17 protein-coding genes are annotated in these 17,104 nt (G+C 37.9%); 9 read left to right on the top strand and 8 right to left on the bottom strand.

All coding sequences use genetic code 11. The annotated features are described in order from the left end of the window. Window positions 1–26: 26 nt before the first annotated feature. The 3 genes from ACKTTZ_RS18270 to ACKTTZ_RS18260 form a co-directional block, all read right to left on the bottom strand. On the bottom strand, window positions 27–1,319 hold the full coding sequence (locus ACKTTZ_RS18270) for a hypothetical protein (protein WP_034698675.1): 1,293 nt from the start codon (window positions 1,317–1,319) through the stop codon (window positions 27–29). Between the two features lie 315 nt (window positions 1,320–1,634). After that, on the bottom strand, window positions 1,635–4,922 hold the full coding sequence (locus tag ACKTTZ_RS18265; RefSeq protein WP_051934564.1) for a TonB-dependent receptor: 3,288 nt from the start codon (window positions 4,920–4,922) through the stop codon (window positions 1,635–1,637). A 52-nt stretch (window positions 4,923–4,974) separates the two neighbouring features. Continuing rightward, window positions 4,975–5,931: a FecR family protein gene (locus tag ACKTTZ_RS18260; RefSeq protein ID WP_407846281.1), complete on the bottom strand. Its 957-nt coding sequence runs from the start codon at window positions 5,929–5,931 to the stop codon at window positions 4,975–4,977. A 240-nt stretch (window positions 5,932–6,171) separates the two neighbouring features. Here ACKTTZ_RS18260 and ACKTTZ_RS18255 point away from each other — a divergent pair, with 240 nt between their 5' ends. After that, complete coding sequence (locus ACKTTZ_RS18255) at window positions 6,172–6,798, top strand: sigma-70 family RNA polymerase sigma factor (RefSeq protein ID WP_034698681.1); 627 nt, start codon at window positions 6,172–6,174, stop codon at window positions 6,796–6,798. A gap of 304 nt (window positions 6,799–7,102) precedes the next feature. On the opposite strand, the gene hxpB is transcribed toward ACKTTZ_RS18255, so the two are convergent. Together hxpB and ACKTTZ_RS18245 are read right to left on the bottom strand one after the other, a co-directional pair. Next, complete coding sequence (gene hxpB / locus ACKTTZ_RS18250) at window positions 7,103–7,750, bottom strand: hexitol phosphatase HxpB (RefSeq protein ID WP_407846280.1); 648 nt, start codon at window positions 7,748–7,750, stop codon at window positions 7,103–7,105. A gap of 37 nt (window positions 7,751–7,787) precedes the next feature. Continuing rightward, window positions 7,788–8,408: a metalloregulator ArsR/SmtB family transcription factor gene (locus ACKTTZ_RS18245; RefSeq protein ID WP_034698686.1), complete on the bottom strand. Its 621-nt coding sequence runs from the start codon at window positions 8,406–8,408 to the stop codon at window positions 7,788–7,790. A 194-nt stretch (window positions 8,409–8,602) separates the two neighbouring features. On the opposite strand from ACKTTZ_RS18245, the gene ACKTTZ_RS18240 reads away from it, so the two are divergent. The 6 genes from ACKTTZ_RS18240 (at window position 8,603) to ACKTTZ_RS18215 (ending at window position 12,205) form a co-directional block, all read left to right on the top strand. Beyond that, a complete protein-coding gene (locus ACKTTZ_RS18240) occupies window positions 8,603–9,229 on the top strand; it encodes a superoxide dismutase (RefSeq protein WP_034698689.1) in 627 nt (208 codons plus the stop codon). Between the two features lie 23 nt (window positions 9,230–9,252). Further along, window positions 9,253–9,753, top strand: coding sequence for a DUF2480 family protein (locus tag ACKTTZ_RS18235; protein WP_034698691.1), 501 nt, complete (start codon window positions 9,253–9,255; stop codon window positions 9,751–9,753). Window positions 9,754–9,757: 4 nt separating this feature from the next. Next, window positions 9,758–10,327, top strand: a complete 570-nt coding sequence (locus tag ACKTTZ_RS18230; RefSeq protein ID WP_034698693.1) for an NADPH-dependent FMN reductase — start codon at window positions 9,758–9,760, stop codon at window positions 10,325–10,327. Window position 10,328: 1 nt separating this feature from the next. Continuing rightward, window positions 10,329–11,381, top strand: coding sequence for an NAD(P)/FAD-dependent oxidoreductase (locus ACKTTZ_RS18225; RefSeq protein ID WP_034698695.1), 1,053 nt, complete (start codon window positions 10,329–10,331; stop codon window positions 11,379–11,381). A gap of 5 nt (window positions 11,382–11,386) precedes the next feature. After that, window positions 11,387–11,710, top strand: coding sequence for a 2Fe-2S iron-sulfur cluster-binding protein (locus tag ACKTTZ_RS18220; protein ID WP_407846279.1), 324 nt, complete (start codon window positions 11,387–11,389; stop codon window positions 11,708–11,710). A 144-nt stretch (window positions 11,711–11,854) separates the two neighbouring features. Continuing rightward, window positions 11,855–12,205, top strand: a complete 351-nt coding sequence (locus tag ACKTTZ_RS18215; protein ID WP_034698700.1) for a 4Fe-4S dicluster domain-containing protein — start codon at window positions 11,855–11,857, stop codon at window positions 12,203–12,205. A 94-nt stretch (window positions 12,206–12,299) separates the two neighbouring features. On the opposite strand, the gene ACKTTZ_RS18210 is transcribed toward ACKTTZ_RS18215, so the two are convergent. From ACKTTZ_RS18210 to ACKTTZ_RS18200, 3 genes are all read right to left on the bottom strand, one after another. After that, on the bottom strand, window positions 12,300–13,235 hold the full coding sequence (locus ACKTTZ_RS18210; protein WP_407846278.1) for a ketopantoate reductase family protein: 936 nt from the start codon (window positions 13,233–13,235) through the stop codon (window positions 12,300–12,302). Between the two features lie 64 nt (window positions 13,236–13,299). Further along, on the bottom strand, window positions 13,300–13,881 hold the full coding sequence (locus ACKTTZ_RS18205; RefSeq protein ID WP_034698705.1) for a Crp/Fnr family transcriptional regulator: 582 nt from the start codon (window positions 13,879–13,881) through the stop codon (window positions 13,300–13,302). A 191-nt stretch (window positions 13,882–14,072) separates the two neighbouring features. Further along, entirely contained in the window at window positions 14,073–14,867 is a 795-nt protein-coding gene (locus ACKTTZ_RS18200; RefSeq protein ID WP_253316515.1) for a class I SAM-dependent methyltransferase, read from the bottom strand. 194 nt (window positions 14,868–15,061) lie between these two features. Between ACKTTZ_RS18200 and ACKTTZ_RS18195 the strand changes: the two genes are divergently transcribed. Together ACKTTZ_RS18195 and ACKTTZ_RS18190 are read left to right on the top strand one after the other, a co-directional pair. Continuing rightward, window positions 15,062–15,817, top strand: coding sequence for a helix-turn-helix domain-containing protein (locus ACKTTZ_RS18195; RefSeq protein WP_407846277.1), 756 nt, complete (start codon window positions 15,062–15,064; stop codon window positions 15,815–15,817). Between the two features lie 27 nt (window positions 15,818–15,844). Further along, window positions 15,845–17,005 carry an FAD-dependent oxidoreductase gene (locus ACKTTZ_RS18190; protein WP_407846276.1) on the top strand — a complete coding sequence of 387 codons (1,161 nt, stop codon included), beginning with the start codon at window positions 15,845–15,847 and terminating at the stop codon, window positions 17,003–17,005. Window positions 17,006–17,104: the final 99 nt, after the last annotated feature.

Genomic DNA, 17,104 nt, shown 5'->3' with positions numbered 1-17,104 from the left:
TGTTCCCTGCTTTTTAAAAGTTTTTATTATTCTACAATAGAGAAATTGTATTTTGTCCAAAGCCCCTGGAAGTTTCCACAGTTTCTTGGAGATACATTCCAACCACCTTCGTTGAAGAAAGGCTGGCTCATACCCCATAGAGATGCAGGAGTACCAGTCGCTAAGTTAGCTGCAGGGATTCCTGCTGTACCTGTACCAGTAACAGAAGTAGTAAATCCGTGAACCTGGATTGTGCTGTAAGCTGAAGCTGAAGAAAGTTCAGAACCTGTACCTTCCACTTTGATTCCTACAGGGTAACCTGTAACAACAGCGTTATTTAATGTTAATCTTCCGTGTCTTCTGATGTGGATACCGTTTTCATACAAAGCACCTTTAGTAGAGTTCTTAGAACCAACGATAGTAAGGTTGTTGATTACGGGGTGAGTTAACAATGTAGTAGAAGAACCGTCTGCGTTGTTATCAAGCTCGATACCGTTAGAATCAGGGCTTGATCCGCTAAGACTGTGTGTAGAGTTATAATCTGCCAAAGCTAATGCACAAGTAATAGTTCCTGTATATCCGTTATCGAAATCGAAGTTATCATCATCTGCAGCAAAAGAAACAAGGTTTGAAGCGTTTACAGTACCTCCAAAGAATTCAAAAGAGTCATCTTTCCCGAAAGATACCTGGATATGATCCAAAGTAGTTCCGTTTCCAACACCTCCTAAAGTAAGACCATTGATTTCGTTTCCTGAGTTTGGAGCTAAAAGGTCGTACCCTGCAAATTCAATACGTACATACTTCAATGTTCCTGCATTATGAGAAGCATTGGTACCTCCGTAATAGAAATCAGGACCAGATAATCCTTCAATTGTTTTTGTGAAAGGGGTGTTGGTAGGAGCATCTCCTAATATGATAACTCCACCGAAGTCACCAGGAGCAGCAGTTGTATCTTCGTTTCCATCTAACAATTTGTAGCTTGTGAAAATGATTGGTTGCGCTTCTGTACCTGTAGCGTTGATTTTTCCTGTTTTAGAAATTACCAAAACTCCTGTAGCTGTATTGTTTGTGCTTGGCTTAGCTTTAATGAATGTACCAGGCTGGATTGTTAATGTAGCACCATTTTTTACAGTTACCACTCCATTAAGTTCAACCACCCCACTCCATGTAGTATTTGAAGTAATATCACCGCTTACGCTGGTTACCGGAAGCGCAGAAGCTGTAAGGTACTCCGCAGAAGTAGATTTCATTTCGAATGGAGAAGATGAATCTGCCAGTTGATCATTTTGACAAGCTGTAAGAGATAATGCTGCCACTGCAATTAGAGTTAGTCTTTTCATTGTTATAATTTTTAGTACAATCCGGTCGTGTTATTTTTATACCAGATCAGTTTTTTAATATTCAGGAATATCTTCCTCTCTATTCCTTCGATTTGTTTTTTGGTGTTCATCCCATCGCTGCAGGAGGAACTGCATTGCGGGCGTTCCCATGAGAATCGTTAAAGCCTGGGAAAAGCTGTTAACGTCAGGTTTTTTCAGAACTGTACTGCTGTGCGCATCATCAGTATTATTTCAGTTTTTGATCAGGTTCCCGAAACCTGTACGCTTCTATAATTAAGATATCTTTCTATACTGTAGTATCTGGTGTATTTATTATTAAAAAGTATAATTCACACTTAGGCTGAACATTCTTCCGCTATATGCCCGGAACATAATCTTATCAATATTTTTATCATACTTGTCTGTGGCTCCGGGAAGAAGCTCCCAGCCTTCTCTTTCTGTCCCTACGTTACTTCCGCCACCGTTTTTTGCAGCCAGATAAGAATTGAAGTTGTTATAATATTCCTTTACTCTGTTGAAAAGATTTCTTACATTAAATTTCACTTCAAAATTTTTGTTACGAAGGAATTTATATGAAATCTGAGCATCTGCTACAGCATAAGGACGCTGAATTTCCTCTCCTTTATAGGCATATCCTACTGTAATGTACTGGTCTCCTTTAGCGTTATATAGGAAACTCATCCCAAAACGGTTTCCATCATAGACCAGTCCAAGATTGTAGGCATAAGGAGTCTGCCCGTACAGCGGTCGTTTTACTTCATAGGTTTCATCATTATCGCCCGTTTTATACAGGTCTTTAAAAGCCACTACTTTTGTATGGTTATAAGTGAAGTTTCCACTTATGAAAAGCTTTTCCAGAAAAGTTCCGTCGGCGATAAATCCTAAACTTTTTCTTACCTCAGCTTCCACTCCTATCAGTTTTGCATTTTTTGAATTTCCATTGTACAGGAAAAGATTTCCTTCACTGGAAATATGTCCCTCACGTTCTATCGGCCGGTCTATATTTTTATAATACAATCCTGCAGAAAATATTTCTCCCAACCCTGGAAACCATTCAAATTTGAAATCATAATTATTAATGACTGAGGATGTCATTTCTGTATTATAAATTAAACCATTAGCTATCGGATCGAAATATGGAAGTCCTGTTCTTTCATTGAACTGAGGACGGATAACAGATCTGTTGTAAGCAAGTCTCAGATTGATTTTATTGGTAGGACTGTAGGTAAAATTCACAGAAGGCATCCATTGCCATGGTTTATCATCTATTGCTGCTCTCACGATGTATTTGGAATCGGAAGGATCCAGCTGCTGAGAAATCAGATCGTACTTAAAATATTCTGCACGAAGTCCCCATACTAATCTTAGTTTCTTCCAACGGTTATCAAACATCAAAAAAGCAGCCTGTTGATTAACCTCTCCTTCATACTTATCGTTTTTATAGAGTCCTCTGGTTTCCCAGCCAATACCACCCGGAACATAATGGGAACCATCAAACCAGCCAGCAAGCGAACCATACATCGTCAAATAGTTCTTCTCGCTATTGGGAACGTCCCGGTTTTCGTCAACACGAAGAAAAAACTTCTGCTGTTGGTTGGTATTGTTTTTTATGGCTCCGGCATATCCGGCTTTAATGGTATTTTTAAAACTTCCTGCATCCATATCCCATTTCACAGAAGCACCATAGTTGTAATCTGTTTCTCTGTTTTCAATATAGCCTCTGTAGAAATCTGCGCCGGAATTGTAGATCTTATGAAACGCCAGAATTTCCCTTCCGATAAAGTCATATCTGGTAATATACTGAGTGTAATCTTTGGTATCAGAAGCTACTCCTGTGCGGGCTGCAAACCAACTTACCTCAGCATTTCCAATTTTATGGTTTCCTTCCAGTTTATTTTGTAAAAAGGTTTGAAAAATCGGGTAATTGGTATTATCAGTATAAGGCCTGTCTAAGTTTTTGATCTGAACGGGATCATTATTGGGAATAATTCCGTTATAGAAATAATTATAGGCTAATTCAGCGTTGGCAGCCATTCCACTACCCGTTGAGTATTCGTTCCAACCTGTTACTCTTGTCAGGGTATTATCAAAAATATGAGTATATGAATTACGGAATGAAATTCTGCTTTTTCCCAGCTGCAAACCGAAATTTAACATCCCTGCAAGCGTTGAATTGTAATTATAGGAAGCTCCACTGTTTTTGAAGTTATAAAACGGAATCTGTCCGTTCGCATCAGGCATTCCTGTTGTATCCAGCCAGTTTCCCCTTCCGGTATGGTCAATATCCAGTTTGTTTTGCTCATTTCTGATGACAAATGCTCCGGCAAATCCCCATTTATTATTGTTTTTAAGCGCGTAGGTTCTTCCCAATGCCAGCTGTATATTAGATCCCATGTCACCTCTGGTTTTATAGGTACTGAAATTGTCATTGGTAAACTGCCTGGACTGTTCAAAAAACCTTGGATCTGTCCAGTTCATCGGCTCCAGTCCTTTTGGAAAATCTCTTGTACCGTCATCATATCCGAAATAATCATACTTTCCACGCTTACGGGTCAGAAATTCTTTGAAGGCCGACTGGTCATTATAAGAAGTTCCCAACGTTACGGTTGTAAAATTTTCATTGGGAATATCTTTCGTTCTCACTTCTACATAGCCTCCTGCAAAACTGGCGTTCATATCCGGAGTTGCAGACTTGCTTACCACCACACTTTCTACCATTGCCGTAGGAATGATATCAAATGAAAAATTCTGGTTATAAGCTTCGGTACTTGGCAGGTTGATTCCATCCATGGCAGCAGTGTTCCAGCGTTCTCCCATAGATCGTACTACAACATACTTATTATCAATAGTGGTAATTCCTGTTACTCTTTTCAAAGTTCCTCCTACATCGCTGTCCGGTGTTTTGGAAATCTGTTCCGCAGAAATACCATCACTCATCTGCGCTGCCTTCTTCTGCTGGGCAAGAAGTCCTGCCTGAGTATCTGCTTTGCGGGCAGCAGTAATCACAACTTCTTTGATGTCTGTAATTTTATCCGAAGCTTTATTTAAAGCAAATGAAACAGCATTGGTTTCTTTGTTCGTTACAGATAATTTTTCAACTCTCAGCGTATTATATTTAGGTGCTTTTATCGTCAGATTATAAGTTCCCGAGGGAAGATCTATGGTAAAGTCACCGTTATTATCAGTCACCACTGTTTTCTGAGCTACAGTAACTTCTGCTCCGGTAATGGGATTTCCTACTTCATCCACTATTTTACCGGAAATTCGTCCGTTTCCCAATGCAGAAATAGCAGAGCTTTCATATTTTATCGAAATAAGATCACCATGCAATCGGTACACTATAGGAAGTCCGTTGGTAATATCCTTCAGACAGTTGTTGACAGAAGTATTTTCACATTTCACTCCTTTTACCTTCAGCTCTTTAATATCAACCTTGGAATAAGCCAGTCTCATTCCCGTTTTTCCGGCAAATTCTTCCAAAACTTCAATCAACGGTCTGTTGGCAGGTACAGAAAATGTTACTTTCTGAACCAGCTCCTGAGCTTCTGCGGCTACAGTAAAAAATAAGGCTGCTATGGTAATCCCACATTTCAAACTTTTCATACTTAATAGTGTTCTCTTGATTATGATTATTTAATTTTTTTTGAATAATGATTTATTTCTTAAGGATATAGGTGTTTTCTTTTTTCTGTACTTCCAATCCCAGAATAAAGGCAAGGGATTCAATATTTTCGCCAACAGTTCCACCGGTAAAATCGGCAGTAATCTTTTTATTTTCAGATTCTTTAGGATACAGAACCGTTGTACTGTAATTACTTTCCAGAACTGCTACCACTTCTTTTAAAGGAACATCGTTAAAGCTCAAAGACAATATTGCAGGAGCTTTGTTTGCTGAATTTTTTACAGGCTTCAATGAAATAACCGCTGTAGTATGGGCAATTCCGAAATTGGTCCACTTCTGATTCGGTGTAAGGAAAGAAACCGCAACTCCAGGAGAGGATACCGCTACCTTGCCTTCATACAGATCCACAGCTTTATTCTTCCCTGATTGTGAGATTTTAAATACCGTTCCCAATACTTTGGTACTGAAGCCATCTGCACGAACGATAAAAGGATGTGTTTTAGATTTTGCCACAGAGAAAATTGCATCTCCTTTTAAATCCACCACTCTGGTAGACGCAGGAAAAGATTTTTCTACAGTCAGTACAGCGCCTGGCAAAAGAGTAACTACAGATCCGTCTTCAAGATGAACAATACGGTTTCCGGATTTTGCAATATATACATCAGGCTTAATGAACATGGTGTAGGTAAATATTCCGCCCAATGATAAAAGCAGAATAATAACTGCAGCTATTTTATAGAGATGTATTGTAAAGCTTTTTACAGATGAAATAGAAATACTATCTGTTTGAGGAAAGTAATGTTCCAGTCCGGATAATACTCTTTCTTTGGATTCTTTAAGATGAAGAATATCCAGATCTTTTTCTGTAAGATTCTTCCATTGATTTAAAAGTTCATTTTCTTTTTCAGAGATTGAGTCTTCCAAAACTTCCCTTTCCCAAAGTCTGAAAACAAAGGCTTCAATATTTTTATATGGTAAACGTTTTTTCATAAGGTCTTTCATCTATTCACAGATACTTCTATCTATAAGACAGTGAAAATGAAAAACTTCCCCGGAGCATTCTTAATGTTATATTCACATTACAACCAAATTGTTAATAATTTTCACCCTATTTCACATTTACTCAACATTAACGTCACATTTGAGTCCTGTTTTTCAGAAATATTTAATCTTATCACACCCAAAGTTCACAAAAAGTTAATTTTCCTTTAGGTAATTTTGTATCACAATATGAGCCCAACAGACTATACATTATTAAAGAAAATAAAATCAGGCGACCGTCCTGCATTTATGCTGCTGTATGACCGATACTGGGATAGTCTATATCGCTTTGTTTTTGTACGGACACGGGATAAAGAAGTCTCTGAAGAAATTCTCCAGAACTTATGGATGAAGATTCTTGAAAATACAGACGTGATACAAACCGATGATACAGAAAGTGCCAAAGGCTATCTTCTCCGTCATCTTCACTACCGGATTATTGATTTTTATAACAGCTATAAAAAAGCTCCTCCTACTCTGAGTATTGACGAGTTTGATATTCCTAATGAAATTGAAATGGCAGATTCAGATTATTTTGAGATTCTTGAGGAAAATGAAATTTCTGCTTTGTTATCTATGATTGATGAGGTGGTTGCTCAACTTCCCTCAACAGAGCAGCAGGTCTACGATATGAGAATCAGGAAAAATATGTCGGTCAATGAAACAGCAGAAGCACTGGGAATCAGCAATAAGACCGTGAGCAATAAACTAAGCAAAGCTTTGGGAGAAATCCGTGAACAACTGAATCCGGAGTATAAGTCTTCTAAAAAGCTGGTTTCTATTCTGTTATTGATGGAGGTTTTGACGAGGTATTGATGGGGTTACGGGATTTGAGGATATGTCAATGGTCAATTTGCTTCGCAGTCAATCGTCAATTTTTTACACCCATTATCAAAATTCACAACGAAGCGGATTCACTATTCACCTTTCACTTTTAAAGTCAATGGTCAATTTGCTTCACAGTCAATAGTCAATTTTTACAACATCATATAAAATTCACAGCGAAGCGGATTCACTATTCACCTTTCACTTTTAAAGTCAATGGTCAATTTGCTTCGCAGTCAATAGTCAATTTTTACAACATCATATAAAATTCACAGCGAAGCGGATTGACAATTCATTATTCACTAAAGATCGGCAGAAAACCAGTATTAAAGTCCAGGATTTTAAAATCGGCAAGATTTGAATCTATGCTTGCATCATTATTGGTGAAGATTACAGTCTGCATTCCAGCCTCTTTTGCTGCTTTTAATCCTGACTGACTGTCTTCAATAGCAATACAGTGCTCCGGAGAAATTCCCATATTTTTTGCAGAAGTAAGATACACGGCCGGATGAGGTTTTCCCTGAGTTTCAAACTCTGATGAATGAACGGTATCAAACAAATCACGAACCTGAAGTTTTTCAAGAACCACATGGGCTACACGCAAAGGAGCATTGGTAGCCAGTCCTATTTTATACTCTTTATTTTTAAGATCTTTAATGAACTGCTGTACACCGGACATTGTGCAGTCTTGATCCTGAATCATTTCAATCACTCTTGTAACCACTTTATTTTCCAGCTCAGAGGAATCAAAATTTTCCCATGGGAATCTTTCATACCAGAATTCTGTCACTTCCTGAGTGGTCATATATTTAGTTTGTGCCGCAAGATCATCTGTAACCTGCACTCCATAGGATGAAAATACATCCAGTTCTGCCTGAGTCCAGAATTGTTCTGAGTCTATCAGAACACCGTCCATGTCAAATATTACTGCTTTTAAAGTCATTTTTTTTAATGATAAATGATGAGTTATGGATGATGAATTATTGGCTGATTTTATATACACAGCGCTGTCCACCTGAAATGATGTGATCTACTCTTTCCACTTTATACTCCTTCCCTATCAGAGATTGGAAATTGGATAATTCAGCACGGCAGAAGCCCTGGCATTCGGTTGCAGCAGCACATATCGGACAATGGTTTTCAATCAGAAAATAATCTTCACCTTCTTTTTTCCATTCTGCCATATACCCTTCATCACTACGGACTTTTGAAAGGGATTCAAGACGCTGTTCCAGAGATTTTGTCTTAGAAAGTAGCTTTTCATACCGGTCATGGGTGTTTTTTTCCCGGTCACTGATCAATAATTCCAAAGCATTTTCACCCAAAAGATTTTTCACTGATTTCAAAATCTGAACTGTGACATCTGCATGAGTATCAGGAAACTGAGATAACCCCTTCTCTGTAAGCGTATAATACGTAGATGGACGGCCCACTCCTTCGCTCTTCACCGAAGACCGGATCAATCCTTCCTGAGCAAGGTTGAGCAAGTGTTTTCTTGCGCCTTCTTTAGTGATCGACAATTCTTCAGCAATAAGAAGTGAGGTGGCTTCACCTCTCATCTTTAAAAACATCAGAATACGATCTGCTGCCGGCTTCTTCATTTGACAATATTTAGGTTGTTTTATTTTTCAACAACAAATATAGTCATTTTCTATAACCTTAAAAAAATAAGCTTAAAACAAAGATTTACAACACTTTATTTATTCAAATCCAAAAACCAATAAAACAACCAATAAGTTGTTTTATTGAAATATATTTCTACCTTTGTCACATAGTAATCAAAAAAATAAAGACGATGAACCCATTTACATTACCACAATTACCTTATGCTTACGATGCCTTAGCACCATTTATAGATAAAGAAACAATGACGATTCACCATCAAAAGCATCATCAGGCTTATGTAGATAATCTGAATAATGCTTTGGCGCAAACCAACGAAACGAATCCTGATCTGGATTCCTTATTGCAAAGAATTAGCGAATACAGTCCGGCTATAAGAAATAATGGGGGCGGCCACTATAACCATTCTTTATTCTGGGAAATTCTTTCTCCTCAACCTAAACTTCTTCCTGAAGGAATGCTTCATGACGATCTTACAGCCACTTTCGGGAGTATTGACAATCTAAAAGCAGAAATGAAAAAAACAGGTTTGTCACAGTTCGGTTCCGGATGGGTATGGTTATTTGTAAAGTTCAACGGATCTCTGGCCATCAGCTCTACTCCTAATCAGGATAATCCGATGATGGATATTCTTCCCACAAACAGAGGTTTTCCGATTCTTGGAATAGACGTTTGGGAGCATGCTTATTACTTGAATTATCAGAATAAACGTGCAGATTACCTTGATGCTTTCTGGTCTGTACTGGATTGGTCTGCCGTTGAAAGAAAATATGAAGAAGCTTTGTCAAAAGTAAGATAAATAATACTGAATATAAACAAACTATGACTGAGGAAAATTTTATCAATAAAGCAAAGGCTTCGGGTATTATTGCCCTTGACCTTTCAGAATACAAACCCACTACGGAAATTGTAGAACTGGATATCAAAGATCATCTTTTTATGGGAATGATTGTGAAGGAGAAAGAATTTAAGGAATCAATTGCTGTGGTGGATTTTTCTATATACAATGAAAAAGCAGTGGGAATTATCTGCTCTACAGATGCCATCATTCCCCCGTGGGCTTACATGCTCATTATGGAAAAACTGTCTCCCTATGCTTCTTATGTAGATTTAAACAACGCAGAAACAATATTGCTCGATCTCTGGAAACGACGTCTCATTTACGCTGACCTTAAACAATATAAAAATCAGAAAGTGGTTGTCCGGGCAAGCACCAGTCATGATCCTGCTTTGTATTTATTAGCAGCAGGATTATTAAAACCTCTGGTAAAAACACTGATGTACGGTGAGATAGGATTACCCAAAGTAATTTTTAAACAATAAAAAAATGAAAGCAATCATATTCAACGGATCCCTGGAAAGAAGGGCATTATCTACTTCCGGACTGATTTCAGATTATTTTTCAGAACGTCTGAAAACGCTGGGAATTCAGACTGATATTTTTACGCTTGCTGATTCCGGTATTCCTTTATTTGATGTTACCCTTACCAAAACTCCTTTGGCTGTAGAACGTATGACTCAGATGTTTACTGATGCTGATTTGCATATCTGGCTGGCTCCTCTTTACCACGGAAGTATTCCTGGAGTGATGAAAAACTGTCTGGACTGGCTTGAAGTAACTGCCAACAGATACGAACCTTATCTTACGGATAAAACTGTGGGTTTGGTATGCTGGGCTGATGGTCTGCAGGCTATGCAGGGAATCAATGCCATGGATTCTATTGCCAAATCATTGCGTGCCTGGCCATTGCCATTCAGCGTTCCGATTGTCAGATCATCATTATTCGCAGCTGACCCATCTACGCAAATTTCGGAGCTCTATTCCGGTAAGTTTGATAAGCTTATCAGCATTGCCACCTCTAAAAAAATAGAAAAAACGACTATAAACCATTCATAACATGATAGAAACAGATATACTGATCATTGGTGCCGGCCCTGCAGGGTTATTTACGGTATTTGAAGCCGGCCTTCTCAAAATGCGATGCCATATTATCGATGCATTGCCACAGATGGGAGGCCAGTTATCAGAATTATATCCCAAGAAACCTATTTTTGACATTCCCGGATTTCCAAGTGTACTTGCCGGAGAACTCATTGATAACCTTTATGAACAGATCAAACAGTTTGAACCAGGCTTTACCTTTAATGAAACAGCCATACATCTTCTCAAACTGGAAGAGAATCTTTTTGAAGTCATTACCGATAAAGGAACAAAACACCGAGCAAAAGCCGTTATTATTGCCGGAGGACTGGGAAGTTTTGAGCCTAAAAAACCGCCTATTGAAAATATTTCAGCTTTTGAAGAGCGTGGAGTTAATTATTTTATCAAAAATCCGGAAGACTATGCCGGAAAACATGTAGTGATTGCCGGAGGTGGAGATTCAGCGCTGGACTGGACTATTCATCTTGCTGAGATAGCTTCCTCTCTTACTCTTATTCACAGAAGAAATGAATTCCGTGGCGCGCTGGATTCTGTTGAAAAAGTGAAAAAATTAAAACAGGAAGGCAAAATCAATCTGATTACTCCTGCAGAAGTAGTAGGATTAAATGGAGAGGATTATTTGAAGGAAATTCTGGTTGAAAAAGAAGGTTCAATACAGTCTATTAAAACAGATTATTTTATTCCTCTTTTCGGATTGGTTCCAAGGCTGGGACCTCTGGCAGAATGGGGAATTGAGCTGGAAAAGAATGCCATAAAAGTAGACAACAGCACCGATTTTCAAACCAATATTCCCGGAGTTTATGCCGTAGGTGATATTAATACGTATCCTTATAAAATGAAACTGATCCTGTGCGGATTCCATGAAGCGGCCATTGCCTGCCAAAGTATTTATCAGCGTCTTAATCCGAATAAAAAATTTGTCTTAAAATATACTACGGTAAGTGGAATCGAAGGTTTTGACGGAACAAAAAAACAAGCAGAAAAACAGGTAGTAGCCACTATTGACTAAGGATTATGGAGAACGAGATTACCATTACTGTTATTGACCAAAGAGGTACTACACACACTTTGCTATGCCCTTTAGAAATGGGGCTTACCCTTAAAGATATCTGCAAAGCTTATGAATTACCTATGGAAGCCATGTGTGGAGGTATGGCTATGTGTGCCACCTGTCATTGCTTTGTTTTGAGTGAAACATCTGCTCTTCCTGAAAAAAATGATATTGAAGAGGCGTTATTATCAGAACTATTTACCTCCAAGGCTACAAGCAGATTAGCCTGCCAGATTCATCTTACAGCTCAAATGGATGGGCTGTCGGTAGAAATTGCTGCAGATTAATGAGTTAAAAATAAAAATTAGCACACTTTATGCTGCTTATTTTCAAAGAACAGTGTTGAACTGCTGTAATTAAGTTTAGCGGGGATTTCCAAACCATTCAACGTTGAAGAAATCCCTTTTTTAAACCCTTTAAATTCAAACAATATGGCTATAAAAATAACAGATGCCTGTATCAACTGTGGAGCCTGCGAACCTGAATGCCCCAACTCAGCCATTTACGAAGGTGCTATCGACTGGCGCTGGAAAGACAAAACCAAGCTTTCAGGACATATTACATTCCCCGACGGCACAGAAGGTGATGCTGATGCCTACCATCCGGCGGTCTCAGATGAAGTGTATTATATCGTATCCGGAAAATGTACGGAATGTAAAGGTTTTCATGAAGAGCCTCAATGTAAAGCTGTATGCCCTGTAGACTGTTGTATAGATGATCCTGATCACAGGGAAACCGAAGAAGTACTATTGGACAGACAAAAATTCATGCACAGTGCTTAATAAATTTCTATCTTTTATATTTAATTTCAATAAAGGCGGGTTTTAACCCGCCTTTTTATCACTCTTTTTCATTGGGTTCGGCTTTAGCCTCAACCTATTTTGCTTTAATCTCAGTATAAATTTTTTGAGTAAAAGGAGTTTCTACACCTGTTTCAGCACCATATTTCAATACAGCACCTGCAAACAATTCCAATTCGTTATCCTTCTTTCCTGAATTGATATCAAGCTGTAAAGAAGTTGGAGTTTCAAAAGGAAATGTAGAGGCTTTATTAAAAGTAGCGTCAATAATATCTTCCTGAAGATCTATTCCTTTTTTAGCAGCAATCTGTTTGATTTCTTTCATAATTCCGGTGGCCTCATTCTTTTGCTGCTCATCGGTACATACGGCTCCCATGGACGAGTTATGCTTCGCTGTTACCAATCCAAAACTTGCTATGAATATGAATTTTGTCCAGATATCTTTTAATGAATTATCTTTAAAATCAAAGTCGATTTTACTTTCACTCAATAGCTCTGTAATCCATTCTACAGGTACAGAAAAATGTTCAGGATCTCTTCCCACAATAATTTTCCCTGCATTTCCTTTATGTTCTACAGTTCCTCTTTCCTTAATATGAGAAGCTACATACACACAGGTTGGAAGAACAGTATGATCAGGAATAATGGTGCGTATTCTGTCATAAATATCCGCTCCGTTCATCATCGGAAGAAGAACAGTATCTTTATGAATGACTAGCAGTAATTGTTTGCAGACATTTTCAAGATCATATTCTTTCACACAGATCAACACGAGATCAGGATTTTTAATCTCACTGATATTCTCTACAATAGCATTTGGATGTGTCTGTGAATTGGAATGCTCAGGAGATAACAACGTCAATCCGTTTTCTTTTACTTTATCATAAGTTTCTCCGCGGGCAACAAAAGAAACGGTATATTTTCCTGAAGTTTCATTGGTCTGATTGATTTTAAAACCAAAATAACCACCTACACCACCCAATCCTACTACTACAATATGTTTTTTGTTCATGAAATTATTTTTAAGCAAAGATCAGCGATGGCATTTAAAATATCACTTGACAAATGAAAAGAAATTACAATTTATGAATATCTCTTCTGATCCGGCTCAGGGAGCTGTCTTTAATTCCAAGGTAAGAAGCAATCACTTTCAAAGGGACATGCTGAAAAATATCAGGGTCTTTCTTCATTAGGTTAAAATATCTTGTGGAAGCCTTCTGGCTCGCCATTTCGATCAACCTGTCATGAATATTATAATAATTAAGGACAAAAAGAAGCCTGCTGAATTCTCTGAACTCAGGAATGTTATGGAAATTATGCTGTACATTTTCCAATCCTGTTTCCCAGAAAACACAATCGGTTACAGTCTGATATATTTCTTTGGTAGGCTGCTGCCTGAAAAAAGACAGAAAATCATTTACAAAGCAGGGAGCTGTATAAATATTCGTTGTGATCTCTTCATTATCTTCATTCAATAAATAAGACCTTACATAGCCTTTTTCCAGAAAATAGGTTTTGGTACTGATCGCATCTTTATCCAACAAAACAGTATTCGCTTTTAAATCAAAATGACTGAATTTTTCAGTAATTTTTTCAACCACCTCAGCTTTGATACTGAATAAGGAATGAAAGTAGGTATTAAGTAATGATTTGTCCATTAAAATGTCCTCATAAATATACTTTGAGCCATCTAAAGTAGCGATAATTCGTGAAAGTCTGGATAATCAGATGCTTTAAAACCACTCCGTCAAAAATTCTTTGAATTTTCGCCACCCCTCCAATGGAGGGGAATTTTTCTCATCATTAGAAATGGTACTTCTAAAAACCGTTGAGACTTATATGACTTATGTTATTTCAACTTTACTGCTTTTGTTGCGATGAAAGTAGGAAGGTACTTATCAATTAAAAAGCGTGGATTAGGCTGCATTTCTTCTGTGAAATCTGAAATCATAAAACCTGCTTTCAATTGTCCTCCGATAAGGTCTGAAAGGGTATGTCCAAAAACCAGAGCTTCATTATTTTCCAGTTTTCTGTTGATCTGATCCTGATTCAAATCTGTTATATCTGCATAAGGAAGTGTATATTTCGGTCTGATAATCCCCTCTTTTATATCCTGAGGATTTCGGTCTGCTACAAATACAACAGGATTAAAAAAACTGGCCAACAGCATTCCTCCTTTTTTCAAAACCCTATAGGCTTCTTTCCAAACAGGATTTACATCTTCCACATAATGATTGGATATCGGATGAAATACAATATCAAACGTTTCATTTTCAAATGAACTTAAATCTCTCATATCACCCTGAACTGTTTTCAGAGACAGTCCATCACGTTCTGCTACCTTTTCATCCTGTCTCAGCTGTTCCCCGGAAATATCAAAAACGACAACAGAAGCTCCTGCTGCTGCCAATACCGGAGCCTGCTGTCCTCCTGCCGATGCCAGACACAGGATATTCTTTCCTTTCACATCTCCCAACCATTCTTTATTCAATGGTTTGGGAGTCAGGTGAACATCCCATTTTCCTTCTTTTGCGTCATTAATCAATTCTGAGCTTACCGCTTTTGACCATTCGTTCTGTGCTAATGCCTGTTTGTTCCAGGCCGACTCATTATGGTGTAAAAAATCTATTTCTTGCTCCTTCATATTTTTTATTTTCTGGTCATTTAATTGTCAATTTACAAAAATATTGTATTCAGAAGCCATTCAACTGGTACAGATTTTCTAAAATGTACTGGTCCAGTTTAGCCCTCAAGGATCATCATGAATTTTATTGGGCTTTGCAGTTTATCACAAATTTTGTAATTTTCTTAATTAAAGCAGCTATACAGGCAACAATTATGGATAATGATTTCACTTACAATTTCATCGAACCTGACAAAGAGATCGCAGATTTTGTTGAAAATCTGGGAACTTTTCAGAACCTTTCGGATGAAGCTAAAGAAGTCGTAATTATTCCTGACGGAAGAATTGATTTATTTTTCTCACAATCGGCTTCAGAACCTTTCCATATTACCCTTCTCGGACTGGAAACCTATCCTGAACAAAGATATATTGCTCCTTATACCACAGCTTTTATTGTCAGTTTCAAACCTCTTGCTGTGGAATATATTTTAAATACTTCCATTGCTGATTTATTGAATATCGGAAAAGAGCTTTCTCCTGATTTCTGGAATTTTAAAGCTGACGATATAAAGGATTTTAATCATTGCTGTACGAAAGCCACTCAAAAAATACAAGCGTTGCTACCTCAAAAAACAGATGAAAGAAAAATCAAACTTTTTGAGTTGGTGTATGCTTCAAAAGGGGAAATGAGCGTACAGGAGCTTTCAGAAAAAACAGGCTGGAGCAGCAGACAGATTAACCGGTACTTTACCAAACAACTTGGTTTGTCATTAAAAGCCTACTCTACTATTTTGCGTTTCAGAGCATCATTGGAACATATTGCTCAGGGAAGACTTTTCCCGGAACTCAATTATACCGATCAGAATCATTTCATCAAAGAAGTAAAGAAATTTTCAGGAGTCGCTCCTAAAGAATTATCCAAAAATAAAAACGACCGATTTGTACTATTATCTGTATTGAAAGGAAAATAAATTTGCATTGTAAAATTTAAATAAACAATGCTGATAGACAATAAATCAATAGCAATCGTTGGTGGTGGTCCGGCAGGACTTACACTGGCAAGACTTTTACAATTGAAAGGTGCAGATGTAAAAGTATATGAAAGAGATTTTAATAAAAATGCCCGTGTACAGGGCTCTCCTCTTGATATGCATGAAGATTCAGGGCTGGCTGCCATACGCAAGGCAGAACTTCTGGAAGAGTTTAAAAAGACTTTCCGTCCGGGTGCAGACAGAACATTGATCATGAATGAAAAGGCCGAAATATTTTTTAACGACTATGAAACAAAGCCTGAAGAAGATTTCGGACATGAACATTTTCGCCCTGAAATAGATCGTGGTCCATTAAGAAATATGCTGCTGGAATCCCTATTTCCTGAAACTGTTGTCTGGGACAGTCATTTTCTCTCTATGGAGCGGCAGAATGGAGGCTGGCTGCTGCATTTCAAAAATGGAAATTCTGTGTACGCTGATCTTGTCATTGCTTCAGATGGTGCCAATTCTAAAATCCGCCCTTATCTTACTGATAATAAACCTGTTTATTCTGGGATCATTATGCTGGAAGGAAATATTTCAAAAGAAAATGCCCCTCAGATTGATGCTTTAATCAAAGGGGGGAAAATAATGGCATTCGGAAATTCTCAAAATATTTTACTGGGACAAAAAGGCAATGGAGATCTCGGATTTTATGCAAGCTTTAAAGCTGATGAAAACTGGCCTGCCATTAGCGGTCTTGATTTTTCTGATAATACACAGATGCTAAAATGGTTCAAAACAGAATACTCGGAATGGTCTCCTATCTGGGAAGAATTGTTTGAAAATGCTGTAACTCCTTTTATTCCACGTTTGATTTACTCTATGCCTTTAGATCAAACATGGGAAAGTCAACCTAATTTGACACTGATAGGTGATGCGGCGCACGTAATGCCACCATTTGCTGGAGAAGGTGCTAATATGGCGATGCTGGACGCCCTTGAACTGAGTGAATATTTAACGGATAATCATTATAATACTTTACAGGAAGCTATTTCCGGTTACGAACAGACAATGCGAACAAGAGCTGCTATTGCCACACAAGAATCCCTTGAGAACGGAGAACGAATGCATTCTGAAACCTCATTAGCCACTATGCTTGATTTTTTTAATAGCCATTTGGATTAATTATCATCAAAAATCAAAAGGCTGCCTTCTGTTGAAGACAGCCTTTTTTCCCTCTTGAAATAATTCTTTTTCTCTCCGCTTTTAGATCCTGATACGGAG

It is taken from the genome of Chryseobacterium sp. KCF3-3 (assembly GCF_045865955.1).
GTDB lineage: Bacteria > Bacteroidota > Bacteroidia > Flavobacteriales > Weeksellaceae > Chryseobacterium.
Note: the sequence above shows the minus strand (reverse complement) of the source record. Positions and strands in the feature narration are given on the sequence as shown.